General features: G+C 61.1%; 12 protein-coding genes. 1 reads left to right on the forward strand and 11 read right to left on the reverse strand.

What is annotated here, in order from left to right:
• The 11 genes from J7J55_01915 to J7J55_01965 all read right to left on the reverse strand — a co-directional run.
• The coding region (locus J7J55_01915; protein ID MCD6141460.1) for a hypothetical protein at nt 1-1,910 on the reverse strand (1,910 nt) is incomplete at its 3' end.
• A gap of 299 nt (nt 1,911-2,209) precedes the next feature.
• Nucleotides 2,210-2,656, reverse strand: a complete 447-nt coding sequence (locus J7J55_01920; GenBank protein ID MCD6141461.1) for a universal stress protein — start codon at nt 2,654-2,656, stop codon at nt 2,210-2,212.
• 1 nt (nt 2,657) lies between these two features.
• On the reverse strand, nt 2,658-3,281 hold the full coding sequence (locus J7J55_01925) for a V-type ATP synthase subunit D (protein ID MCD6141462.1): 624 nt from the start codon (nt 3,279-3,281) through the stop codon (nt 2,658-2,660).
• Nucleotides 3,282-3,284: 3 nt separating this feature from the next.
• Nucleotides 3,285-4,664 carry a V-type ATP synthase subunit B gene (locus J7J55_01930; GenBank protein MCD6141463.1) on the reverse strand — a complete coding sequence of 460 codons (1,380 nt, stop codon included), beginning with the start codon at nt 4,662-4,664 and terminating at the stop codon, nt 3,285-3,287.
• Nucleotides 4,665-4,666: 2 nt separating this feature from the next.
• The gene (locus J7J55_01935) at nt 4,667-6,466 is read right to left on the reverse strand and encodes a V-type ATP synthase subunit A (protein MCD6141464.1); all 1,800 of its coding nucleotides are present in this window, start codon (nt 6,464-6,466) and stop codon (nt 4,667-4,669) included.
• Entirely contained in the window at nt 6,463-7,113 is a 651-nt protein-coding gene (locus tag J7J55_01940) for a V-type ATP synthase subunit E (GenBank protein MCD6141465.1), read from the reverse strand. The genes J7J55_01935 and J7J55_01940 overlap by 4 nt, the downstream gene beginning before the upstream one ends.
• Entirely contained in the window at nt 7,110-7,424 is a 315-nt protein-coding gene (locus tag J7J55_01945; protein ID MCD6141466.1) for a V-type ATP synthase subunit F, read from the reverse strand. The genes J7J55_01940 and J7J55_01945 overlap by 4 nt, the downstream gene beginning before the upstream one ends.
• A 3-nt stretch (nt 7,425-7,427) precedes the next feature.
• A complete protein-coding gene (locus J7J55_01950; protein MCD6141467.1) occupies nt 7,428-7,793 on the reverse strand; it encodes an ATPase in 366 nt (121 codons plus the stop codon).
• Nucleotides 7,794-9,764 carry a hypothetical protein gene (locus tag J7J55_01955; GenBank protein MCD6141468.1) on the reverse strand — a complete coding sequence of 657 codons (1,971 nt, stop codon included), beginning with the start codon at nt 9,762-9,764 and terminating at the stop codon, nt 7,794-7,796.
• Nucleotides 9,765-9,766: 2 nt separating this feature from the next.
• On the reverse strand, nt 9,767-10,723 hold the full coding sequence (locus J7J55_01960; GenBank protein MCD6141469.1) for a V-type ATPase subunit: 957 nt from the start codon (nt 10,721-10,723) through the stop codon (nt 9,767-9,769).
• Between the two features lie 3 nt (nt 10,724-10,726).
• Entirely contained in the window at nt 10,727-11,059 is a 333-nt protein-coding gene (locus J7J55_01965; GenBank protein ID MCD6141470.1) for a hypothetical protein, read from the reverse strand.
• Between the two features lie 195 nt (nt 11,060-11,254).
• Here J7J55_01965 and J7J55_01970 point away from each other — a divergent pair.
• The coding region (locus tag J7J55_01970) for a chloride channel protein (protein ID MCD6141471.1) at nt 11,255-12,240 on the forward strand (986 nt) is incomplete at its 3' end.

The following is a 12,240-nucleotide window of genomic DNA, read 5'->3' on the forward strand; positions in this document are numbered from 1 at the left end:
GTCTGAGTGGGACCAACGTCAACCAGGGGTGGGGCGATGTCCTGGGTTATGCTGATTTCATCGCTCCCTGAGCAGCCGTTGGCTCCGGTGACGACGACGGTATAAGTGCCGGGGTCGGAGACGGTGATCGCCTCGGAGTTTCCGAGCGACTTACCGGCGGAGTCGGTCCACTGGTAGGAGTAGGGCGAGGTACCGCCGGTCGCCTGGGCGAGCAGCTTGACCACAGTGACCGCGCAGGTGAGGGCAGGCTGGTCAGCGGTGATCTTCACCTCAGGCGGGGTGATGTCCTGGGTGACGGTCACCGTGTCGCTCCCGGCACGACCCTGACATGAACTGACGGTCACCGTATAGGTCCCCGGGCGGTCGACTTGGATCTCTTGCGTGGTACCGACCACTCTCCCGGTGGAGTCCTTCCACACGAACGAGTACGGCGGCTTTCCCCCTGAAACACTCGCCTTGAGCGTGACCACGGGCTCGGCGCAGGTTATGACTCTGTCCGGTCCGGCGTCTACAACCGCGGGGATGGTGCTCTCCCCCACCCAGTCGGACGCTGGTTGGCGTTCCTTCATCTGACAGAACCATTCGTAGGAGTTGTCCGCTGCATTTCCCGGCGCTGTTGGCCCGCGAGTGGCTTCCGGCAACTCCTCTGTGACAGGTATATCCTTCAGCCAATGAGCCACGATCGCTTTCAGTGTCTCGTAGCCGACCGTGTATCCGCATGTGAATGGTACCGGCTCGCTCTGCTGCCAGAACGCCACCGCTCGCTGTACTTGCGGGAACGAGATATTGTCAGAAAGGGTAACATCAAGCCGATCATCAGACACATCCCAGCGGGATATGGCGAGCATGACCGGCAAGCATTGCCAGATGTGAACCGTGTTCTCACCGGTTACCTCGTATTTATCGCATCCGAGCGCGCTCGACACAGTCCCCACCAGTTTTACCTCGTCACCACAGCACCCTTGCTGACAATCGAGACCCTCCGGCAGGGTCGAGGCTGCTTCCACCTGATAGGCCAGTTTTATTGTTTCTCCGGCGGCGACGCGCTTGGGATATATCCATTCTGTGCGAGACCGGTGGTAGAAGAAGCCATCACCCTTGATCTGAGTCACGCGCCATCCGGCAGGTAGCCACTCCTGCAGTCCCACTCCGTACGCATCGAACTTGGGAGTGATCTCCACCGTGACGAGGAGGCGACGCGCATCCGGCCCGGGGTCGAGACATCCACGTGGTATGAGGATGGTATCCTCAGGAAGGAAGGTGGTGATCGTCCGCACCGCCTGGAATTCAGGTGCATCTGTCTCCGGCAATGGCTTATCGATAGGGGTGCAAGTCTCGTAGTAGGCGAATATCTTTTCGATAAGATCGAGGTCGATCGTCTCCCCGCCGGTTCCGGGGATCGGGGTGTCGGATCGCCACAGCTCGATCGCCCGGGTGAACTGCCGGCGCGATATCCATTGGCTCAAGCGGAAGTCGAGACTGTCGCGCGGGTTGTCTTTCCCTGCCGGTACCAAGTGTGCGATCGCACTCAAACCGGGGACGATGGAGACCACTTGAAGTTCGGAATCACCGCCCACCGGGATTTGGAGCGCTGGTACCTTGCTCTGCAACACTCCGGAGATTGAGAAACAGGCCGGCAGCGATCCCGCCCGCAGTTCCTTCTCTCCGGGGACCTCGACCTCGTAGACGATCTCGATGCTGTCCCCGGCTTTTATCTTCCGTTTGAATACCCATTGGCCTTGGGCGCGTTTGAACGCCGCGCCGGCGTTGTCCAATGGGTGGATGACCCATCCGACTGGTAGCTTCTCTTCGATCCCCATCCCATTGAGGTCGCGATCTGCTTGGATGTGTAAGGTCACTCTGAACTGGCTGCTTGGGAGAACGAACGCGGCGGAAATGGTGCGTGTCACCGACACCCCAGTGGAGGTTTGTCCCCAGACCGATCCCACTTGGAATGCGAGCATCACCAACCACAGCAGTAACAGTACCCTGCTCTTATTTGATAATTTATTCAAAACAGATCACTCCCTTTACTGCCTTGCCTCCGGCGATTTGCAATAGTCTAACTGATGGACGCGTTATTTGTCTGTAACGACAGTTACCTTGAGGGCGTGAAGAAGCGGGACAAATATTCCCCCTGTCCGGAGGCACCATGTACCATTGGGTTATTCTACCTGGTTCCGGTTTTTACCGTCCACGTTGAGCGTGGTCACCCCTGACGCACGACCAACACGGGGCAACGGGCGGATTCGATCACCCGCTCGGTGACCGAACCGATCAGAATCCGCCGCGGACCGCGCTGTCCGACCTTCCCGATGATGATCAGGTCGACGTTCTCCGCCCGGGCTGTCTCCACGATCGCCTGGTGTGGAGTTCCGGTACGAATCCGGGTTTCCAGCTTAACCCCTTCGTCAGCGGCGAGCTCGGCCAGGTAGTTGAGGCAGTTCTCCCCTTCCCGCCGCAGGTTCTGTTGGAGCATGTGCGGCTCCTCCTTCGACAGGTGGGTGAGCGACTCGACCGACGTTTCATCGATCACGTAGAACGCGAGGATCTCCATTCCATAAGCCTTAGCGAGTTTGATTCCGTACTCGGCTGTCTGCATTGAGTAGCGCGATCCGTCGATCGGGATGAGGGCCTTGGTGAATGGCTTGTCCACACTAACCTCCTTTTTCACTTCGGCTTTTGAGCAGCTTCATCTGGAATATCGTCTCCCGTTCCGCCTCCTCGAGCCGCGACTCGATGTAGCGAATCGTCTCCTCGTACTGCGGAATGAAGATGCTCTCCAGCGCGTTCACCCGCCGCTGCGTCTTCTTCAGCTCGATCGCCAGGTGCCACGCTGCCCGTTCCGTCTCGGCAAGGCGGAGGATCCGCTCGAGTGCATCGTAAAACCGACGCAGGGCCTCGTCAAGGGAGAACGACGTCCCGAGCAGCCCGAACTGCGGCTCGAGCTCGAGGAGCTTGCGCTCCATCAACGGAATCGTAACCCCCATGATCGACCGCTCGCGCAGGGTGATCTGCGCCTCGGTGACGCAGGCGAGAGCGGCGCGCTGCACCTGCTCCTCCCCGAGCCGGTAGATCGCCTCTTCCAGGGCGGAGAACGCCGCGGCGAGGCGCTCCGTCACCTCACGGCGGAACGCCTCGGCATCATCGATGATGTTCAGAAGCTCGCTTACGAGCACCTCGCGCTTCTCCTCCAGGAGCTCGTAGCCGCTCTTGGCGATCGCGAGCTGATCCTTCAGCTCGAGCAGGTTCGCCTTGGTGGGAGGAACATCGATCGGCATCTCTCACCACGCCTTGTAGTACTTCTCGATCTGGGCCTGTTTCAGCCGCCCCAGTTCATCCACCGGAAGGAGTCCGAGCGCCTTCCACCCGAGGTTGAGCGTGTCCTCGATCGTCCGGTTCTCCTCGCCCTGGTTGAGGAACTCCTGCTCGAAGAACTCCCCGAACTTGAGGTACTTCTTGTCCACCGCGGACAGCTCCTCCTCCCCGATGATCGAGGCGATGTTCCGGATCTGCTGGACGCGCGCGTAGCTTCCGTACAGCTGGTTCGCCAGGTTGGGATGATCCTCGCGCGTGTACCCCTCTCCGATCCCGTCCTTCATCAGTCGGGAGAGCGAGGGCAAGACCGAGATCGGGGGGTAGATCCCCTGGCGGTCGAGCTTCGGATCGAGCACGATCTGCCCCTCGGTGATGTACCCGGTCAGGTCCGGGACCGGATGGGTGATGTCGTTGTTCGGCATCGACACGATCGGGATCTGGGTGATCGATCCCTCTGATCCGATGACGCGGCCGGTCCGTTCGTACAGCGAAGCGAGGTCGCTGTACAGGTACCCGGGATACCCCTTCCGCGTCGGCACGTCCCCCCGGGCGGTCGCCACCTCGCGCAGCGCCTCGCAGTAGTTGGTCATGTCGGTCATGATGACGAGGACGTGCTTGTCTTTCTCGAACGCGAGGTATTCGGCGACGGTGAGGGCGACGCGCGGGGTGATCGTCCGCTCGATCGACGGATCGTCGGCGAGGTTGAGGAACATCACCACGTTCTCCAGTGCCCCGGTCTCGCGGAACGTCTCCTCGAAGTACGCCGCCTCGTCGTGCTTAACCCCCATTGCGGCGAACACGATCACGAACTCCGATTCCTCCCCCGGGATCGTCGCCTGCCGCACGATCTGGGCGGCGAGCCGATTGTGGGGGAGCCCGCTCGTGGAGAAGATCGGAAGCTTCTGCCCGCGGATGAGGGTGTTCATCCCATCGATCGCTGAGATGCCAGTCTGAATGAAGTTCTCTGGATAAACGCGGCTGACCGGGTTGATCGCCGCCCCGTTGATGTCCCGCTCCTCGCCGGACAGCGGCGGGGGCGCCCCGTCGAGCGGGCGACCGGTTCCGTCGAACACCCGCCCGAGCATCTCCTCCGACGCCTTCACCATCAGGGGACGCCCGGCAAACCGGACCTTCGTATTCTTCGATGAGATATCGCTCGTCCCCTCGAACACCTGGATCGCGACCGTATCGCCATCGATGATCAACACGCGGCCGCGACGGACTTCACCGGATGATGTGACCACTTCGGCGATCTCGCCGTACCCGACTCCCTTCACTCCGGTCACGAAGACGAGCGGGCCGTTCACCCGCTCCACTCCCAGATAGATCCTTCTTCCGTTACCCATCCTCATCCCCTCACTTCCGCCGGTCGGGCAAGCCCCTGCTCGAGCTGATCGAACTCCGCATCCATCTCTTCCTTGATCTTATCGAGCTCCTCCAGCTTGTCGTCCGGGACCTCGTGCTTCATTGTTGCAAGCTTCAGGTTGATCTTCATCTCTTGGATCCGGTAGACAGGGAGCCCCTGGGAGAGCAGCTTCTTTGCCCGCTCCTCGTAGTGTACGAGAAGCTCGAGCATCTTGATCTCCTTCTCCGGGGTCGAGTAACGGTCGATCTCGTCGGTCGCGTTCTGCTGCAGGAACCCCTCCTTGATCAGGGAGGCCACCTGCAGGACGAGCCGCTGTTCGGACGGGAGGGCATCCGGCCCGATGATCTGCACGATCTTCTGCAGCTCGTTCTCCCGCGCCAGGATGGACAGGGCCCGCTGGCGCAGGCTCCGCCAGTCGACCCCCTTCTCCTTCTGCCACCACGCGGCCATCTCATCGACGTATTCGGAGTAGGTGTCGATCCACGAGATCGCCGGGAAGTGGCGGGCGAACGCGAGCCGTTTGTCCAGCGCCCAGAACGTGCGGATGAACCGCTTCGTGTTCTGGGTGACCGGCTCAGTGAAGTCTCCCCCAGGGGGCGAGACCGCACCGATGATCGTGATCGACCCCTCCCGGTCCGGCCCGACCTTTCCATAACCCGCTCGCTCGTAGAACTCGGCGAGCCGCGCCGGAAGATAGGCGGGGAATCCCTCCTCCACCGGCATCTCCTCCAAGCGTCCAGCGATCTCCCTGATCGCCTCGGCCCAGCGGGAGGTGGAGTCGGCCATCAGAGCGACGTGATAGCCCATGTCGCGGTAGTACTCGGCGATCGTCACCCCGGTGTAGATCGAGCTCTCCCGTGCCGTCACCGGCATGTTGGACGTATTGGCGATCAGGATCGTGCGCTCCATCAACGGATGGCCGGAGCGTGGATCCTTCAGCTTGGGAAACTCCTCCAACACGTCGGTCATCTCGTTTCCCCGCTCTCCGCAGCCGATGTAGATGATCAGGTCGGCGTCCGACCAGCTGGCGAGCTGGTGTTGGAGGACGGTCTTCCCCGCTCCGAAGCCACCCGGGATCGCCGCCGCTCCCCCCTTGGCGAGCGGGAACAGGATGTCGATCACCCGCTGCCCGGTGATGAGCGGGACGGACGGCTTCATTCGCTCCTTCAGCGGGTGCGCCCGCCGCACCGGCCAGTGCTGGAGCATGGTCAGCGGCCGATCTCCGTCCTCGGTCTCGATCACCGCGATCTCATCGGTAACGGTGTACTCCCCAGGAGCGGCGATCCGCTTCACTTTGCCGGCGATCCCGGCCGGCACGACGATCCGATGCTCGAGGAGCGGAGTCTCCGGCACCGTGCCGATGATCGTGCCTGGAACCACGTTGTCTCCTTGATTGACCGTCGGGGTGAACTCCCATTTCTTCTCCCGGTCGATCGTTTCCACATGGACCCCGCGGCCGATGAACGTCCCCTGTTCCGCCCGGATTGCCTCCAGCGGCCGGGCGATCCCGTCGAACACCTTCCCCAGGAGTCCGGGGCCGAGCTCGACGGAGAGCGGTTGCCCAGAGCGGTGAATCGGCATCCCGGGCTTGAGCCCGGTCGTGTCTTCGTACACCTGGATCGTAGCGATGTCCTCGTCGATGTTGATGATCTCTCCGGCCAACCGCTCGTCGGAGACGTACACGAGTTCCATTACGTTCGCCTCGGACATCCCCGCGCCCTTAACCACAGGTCCATTGATGTAGATAATCGTTCCCGTCTGTTGTTCAGTCTTTTGTGTCATTCCCCACCTCCATTGAGCGGGGCGAAGATCTCCCGGGTTACCAGGGCCTCCACCTTGGGGGTGAACTCTTGCAAGAGCCGGGAGACGGAGCTGTCGACCTCCACATGGCTTTCCGGGATCTCGACGATCACCCCACCGCGGATCGGCTCAGGGACAAGCTCCACCTGTTTCACCCCTGTCCGGGCGGTGATGGCCGTGGGAAGCTCCTTCTCATAGCGGGCGATGTCTTGCGGAGATAGGTGGAGGATCAATCGTTTCGGGAGCTTTTCTTCCCCGGAGATTGCGGCCTCCACCAACCCGACGAGAACGTCCAGATACTCCTTCCCGTCCTTGGCACACATCGTCGTTAATCGATCACGGATCTCTCCCACGATTCGGCCGAGGATCTCCGCCTTCTCCCGCAGGAGCTCCTCCTTCAGCCGGAGCTGCGCCTGCGAGACGATCTGGCGGCGGAGTCGCGTCACCTCCTCCATCCCGGCGTGAACCAACTCCTCCTCGCGCACCTTGGCCTGCTCCTCGGCCTGGGAGATGATCTTCTCCGCCTCCTGGCGGGCCCGCGCCACTATCTGCTCGGCGTTCTTACGCGCTTGGTGCAGCACGTGCTCGGTCAGGGCGGCCAACTCCCCTGCAGTCTTAACGTCCGTCATAGTCTTATCCCGATCGCCCCCGCAATGAACTCCTTGATGCTCTTTTCCTTCACTGCGCCTTGCGGCCCGGGGATCTCCACCACAAGCGGAAAGTCCTTGCGCGACTGGAGTTCATCCACTGTTTCCGGAATCTGGGCTGCCGTCCGATCCTCGATCAGGATGAGGGCCGTCTCCGGATCCCCGAATCGCTCACGCAACACGGCTTCGGTCTCCTCCGCCCGGTTTGGGGTGTACCCGGCAATCCCGAGCAGGGAGAATCCGAGGACCATCTCCTTTCCGCCGATGACGTAGATCCTATCCCGCGTCGGCATCTTCTAGGCCTTTCCGATGATCATGATCGAGATGATGACCCCGTAGATCGCGATCCCTTCGGCCAACCCAACGTAGACGAGGCTTCGCCCGAACATCTCCGGCTTCTCGGTAATCGCGCCCATCGCTGCCGCCCCAACTTGGGACAGCGCCCAACCGGCTCCGAGTGAGCTGCCAGCGGTGGCGAGAGCTGCACCGAGAAGGGCAAGCCCTGTTCCGGTCGTGGTCGAGGTCCCGGTCGCTCCGGTGGTGGCGGCTTGCGCTGCCGCCCACGGATGGTAGGTAACAAGGGCGAAGGCGAACAGGGCCAACCCCGCGAGGAACAACGCTCCGTTGAATCCCAATAGTCCGTAAACGATCTTACGCACGATTTACCTCCTTCTGTACTCTAGTCTAAACGGCTTGAATGCCGTGCCTTCCGCCTCGAAGAACTTAGAGAAGAACTCATAGAACTCGAGCCGCAACGTCTGAATCCCGACGATACCTCCCTCGAGCACGAGGATCAACAGGTTCCCGCCGATGACGGCAAGAATGTACAACACCCCGCCGCCGCCGATCATCTTTTCCAACATCCTCCCCAGTTGGAATATCGCCAACGAGAGGGCGACGTGGTTGAGGGCGAACGCCGCTACACGGATGAACGAGAGCGAGTTACTGAAGTATACGAGTATCGTCTCGAATATATCCACTACCGCGACGACGAGACGGATGAGGGGACTTTCCTCCTCTTCTCCGTTTTGCGCCTCCTGTTTGTGCCACAGCTTGGAGATCGGTCCCTCAAGTCCCATGATGATCAACGGGATGAACATCAGCAGAGCGACTCCGAGGTTCAACCCTCCGCCCATGAACGCCCGCATGGCGAGCAGGAGCCCGATATAGAACAGCAACCCGATAAATCCAAACCGGGTGAAGAGTGACTCGAAGTACCGGCGCTGGATGAGCAGACTCGCGATGTTGATCAGGATCCCCACAATGATCACCACCGCTCCGATTGCGATCGCGTAGATCAGAATTCGGTTGATATCATCGAGCGGCCGGAACCAGAGAGCGGGGATGATGTTCTCGTACCCGAAGAAGCTCCCGTACAGGGTGCCGAAGACCATCGACGATGCCCCTACTGCGATGAGGACCGATCCTGTCCGCTTCCATCCCTCTCGCAACCGCGGCCACAGCAGAAGCCCGAGCCCGGAGAGGAACAGGACGAACCCGTGTCCGAGATCGCCGAACATCATCCCGAACAGGAAGACGAACATCACCGAGAATATGACCGTCGGATCGAATCCGCCGTAGCGCGGTGTCCCGTACAGACTCACCAACCCCTCGAATACCTTGAAGATCCCGGGGTTACGCAGCTTGCTCGGCACAGTCACTCCGTCTTCGTCCTTATCCTTCTCATACGGGATTTCGACCGCTTCCAGGACCCAGCGCGGCTCCTCCTGCACCGCCGCGCGCAGCTGCTTGAACTCCCGTGCCGGCACCCACCCGGTGGCAAGGGCGACCGCCCGCGTCTCCCCTACGGTGGAGTGTGCGCTCAGCACGGCGGTGTTCACCTTGAGGAAGTCGGAAAGCTCCGCCCGCTTCTCCGCACGCCAATTCTCGAACTCGGTAAGGGCCTGCTCTACCTTGGCGCGCTGTTCCTGCAGACGGGCCTCCCTGCGCTGCAGGTGTTCCAGTGCCTCGTGGGGGGAGCCGTGCATCTCCTCGGGAAGGTCTAACGGTCGGAACAGCGCCGCCTCCAACACCTCCTCCACTGCACTCCTGTCCTGGTTCAGGCAGATTATGAGAGTCTGGACCCGATGTTCCTCGGTCCGGTAGGGGAGGATGGCGTGCGGAAACCGATGTAGACTGCGATCGAGCGGTTCCAGGTTGTCCTCAGGCAGGGTTCCCGCGAGGACGCAGAACCGCTTCAAATGGAGAAGAGTGCCGATGTCCACCGCAAGCGGTTCGAGGAGTCGGAGGTGCGCTTCCTGCACCTTGAGATGGTCGAACTCCCGCTCCAGCGATCGCTGCGATTCCCGCAGCTTCTGGAGCTTCCCTCGCGCTTCTTCCAGTTCCCTTCCGATCACTTCGAGTTCGTTCTTCAACTCGTCGGGAGGGAGGGGGGAGACAGTTGGATCGGAGAGCGGGGAGTCGAGGTCGACCTCGAGGAATCCGGCCGCCTCGCGCAGGCGGGCAAGGAGGTCGCCCAGGTCGAGGAACTGAAGGTGTTCCCTGACGCTGGTCATGCGACGCGTCTCCCCCGGCTGCATGACCCCGGCCCGGCCGATCCGCTCCCAGAACCGGGGCGCATCCTCACGGGGGAGGAGGACGTTGACACGCTGCATCTTCTCCGTGATGAACATCCTTACCCCCTTACCCGGGCCCGTTCTACGAGTTCGACGAGCCGGTTCAGCTCGAGCTCCTTGAGGTAGATGTAGCCAACCACGATTCCCAACCCGAACGGCGCGGTGATGAACACCTCTCCGACGAGCGGCAACAGGGCCTCGTCGAAGCTCTGTTCCAGCTTTTCGACGTTGAATTCCTCCATCCGCTCAAACTGCTTTCCCACCTCTCCACCAAGAAAATGCGCGATCCTGTGCCATCCTTCCGCGTCCTCCACGATCCCCCGCAGCTCCTCCTGGGAGATGAGAGGGCGGAAGTCGGGGAGGAGATTGACGGTCTCGGGGAACGAGAACCCGTATCCCTTAAGGCGAAACGCCCAGGAGAACAGCTCTCGCATTATTCGGTTCTTGAGGATCTCCTTTACGTCGGCTTTCTGTCGCTTGTACTCTAAGATAAGCTGCTGGAGATAAAGGGAATCGAGCTCGGCCTCGTACGGAAACGTGATCTCCTTGTCCCCCACCTGGCGGTGGACAGCAGTCAAGGCGCGCTGGTAGTTGGGCCAAGGGAGTTCCTTGATCAGCGCGTCGATCCCCGGGAGTCCGAGAAGATGGGGATAATCAACCCGCTCCCACGGCAGCGCGAACAGATGTCTCTTCACCTCATCCGCCGGAATCCCCCGGATGTGGGCGCGGATGATCGTCTTCAAGTTCTCCACCCGATAGCGGGCGAGGACCGCGATTATCAGGTCCCGATCCCTTCCTCCCAATGCGGGGAGGAGGGTGGCGATGTCCGCGAACATCCCGCGGCGGAGCTGATCGCAGATTGGATGATCCTCGGCCTCGAGCTCGGCTGCATAGCTTGTTTCGCTCAGCCGTTGGCGCAACCCGTCCAGGTCCGCTCCGGCAAGGGAGTCCAAATCAGCGGCGGACACCATCCGCGCCAGCTTTCCGCGGATCTTCGCGTGGAGATAGGCGTACATCTCCTACTCCTTTGCCAGGGTGAGGATGGAGGCAAGGTCGAGGTCGGCTTCCTTGACGACCTTTGTGTGGAGGTCGTTGTAACGCTTCCGCAGGCGCTGCAGTAACTTTTCTTGGACTTGTGTCAGCCGTTCCGCCTCCGCCTTCCCGTCAGCCTCCGCTTGGGCGCGCAGCTCCTGCAATCGTCTCTGGGCCCGCGCCTCTGCCTGGGCGATGAGCTCCTTCGCCTTGGCGTGCGCGTCGGCGATGATCTTCTCCGCCTCCGCGCGGGCATCAGCTTCGATCTTATCCGCTTCGGCTTCGGTAGCGAGGATCTTCTTCAACTGTTCCTCAATCATCGTAACCACCTTAAAAAGTCGCGCCCGCCTGTAACCCGTCGATTCTACACGGAAGGCGGGACCAAAATTAAAAGTATACTCGATTGCTTTGTTAGCGCAAGCCAAACAAGAGAGGGGAAAACAGGTTGGCAACACGGTCATTTCCCGCTAGAATCGTATCTCATGATGGTCAGGTTAACAGGGCGTATTCACAAGGTGATCGTTCAGAACCTGAAGCTCAACCTGCTCGCCGTCTTGGTCGGGGTCATCGGCGGGTTCGGCGCGCTCCTGTTCCGCTATCTCATCTTCTTCATCAACGATCTTTCCTTCTTCCATAAGCCGTCGGTCCACTTCATCACCCCGCTCATCAACCACGCCGGATGGACGGTGCTCATCATCCCGGCGGCGGGAGGACTTATCGTTGGGTTGATTACCTACTACTTCGCTCCCGAGACGAAGGGACACGGGGTACCGGAGGTGATGGAGGCGATGGCGCGGCGGGGCGGGAGGATTCGCCCCCGGGTGGCGATAGCCAAGGTTCTCGCCTCTGGGGTGTGCATCGGGACAGGAGGATCGGCGGGGCGCGAGGGGCCGATCGTTCAGATCGGGAGCGCGGCCGGGAGTACGATCGGACAGTGGTTAAGGCTCCCGAGTTCCGACCTCAGGGTGTTGGTCGGTTGTGGGGCGACCGCCGGGATCGCTGCCACGTTCAACGCACCTCTGGCCGGGGTCCTGTTCTCCATCGAGTTGATCCTCCTTGAGCTTAAAACGCGCTCGTTCGTTCCGCTCGCCATCTCCTCCACCTTTGCCACCATCATCTCCCGCGTCTTCATCGGGGCGGAGCCGATGATAAGAGTTCCTCCATACCAGTTTCGCAGCCCGTATGAGCTCGTCTTGTACCTATTCTTGGGGCTGTTTGCCGCCGGGATCGGCTACATCGAGATCGTGAGCCTGTACGGGACGGAGGACCTGTTCGACCGACTCAAGGTTCATCCGGTCGTGAAACCGGCGATCGGGGGGTTATTGCTAGGGGCGATCGCCCTCTGGCTTCCGAATGTGCTCGGAACCGGGTACAGCACCGTCGGAGAGATCGTGAACCTCCAGCTCGGGAGTGGGGGATTGAACCTGCTCGGATTTCTGATCCTGCTCATGGTGGCGAAGATCGTCGCCCTGTCCATCACGTTGGGGAGCGGGGGATCGGG

Source organism: Candidatus Bipolaricaulota bacterium, from assembly GCA_021159055.1.
Classification (GTDB): domain Bacteria; phylum Bipolaricaulota; class Bipolaricaulia; order UBA7950; family UBA9294; genus S016-54.

Excerpts from the sequence above, each read along its gene's own strand:
- J7J55_01925 (MCD6141462.1), bottom strand. The coding sequence starts at position 3,281 with ATGCCGATCGATGTTCCTCCCACCAAGGCGAACCTGCTCGAGCTGAAG.
- J7J55_01930 (MCD6141463.1), bottom strand. The coding sequence starts at position 4,664 with ATGGGTAACGGAAGAAGGATCTATCTGGGAGTGGAGCGGGTGAACGGC.
- J7J55_01935 (MCD6141464.1), bottom strand. The coding sequence starts at position 6,466 with ATGACACAAAAGACTGAACAACAGACGGGAACGATTATCTACATCAAT.
- J7J55_01940 (MCD6141465.1), bottom strand. The coding sequence starts at position 7,113 with ATGACGGACGTTAAGACTGCAGGGGAGTTGGCCGCCCTGACCGAGCAC.
- J7J55_01945 (MCD6141466.1), bottom strand. The coding sequence starts at position 7,424 with ATGCCGACGCGGGATAGGATCTACGTCATCGGCGGAAAGGAGATGGTC.
- J7J55_01955 (MCD6141468.1), bottom strand. The coding sequence starts at position 9,764 with ATGTTCATCACGGAGAAGATGCAGCGTGTCAACGTCCTCCTCCCCCGT.
- J7J55_01960 (MCD6141469.1), bottom strand. The coding sequence starts at position 10,723 with ATGTACGCCTATCTCCACGCGAAGATCCGCGGAAAGCTGGCGCGGATG.
- J7J55_01965 (MCD6141470.1), bottom strand. The coding sequence starts at position 11,059 with ATGATTGAGGAACAGTTGAAGAAGATCCTCGCTACCGAAGCCGAAGCG.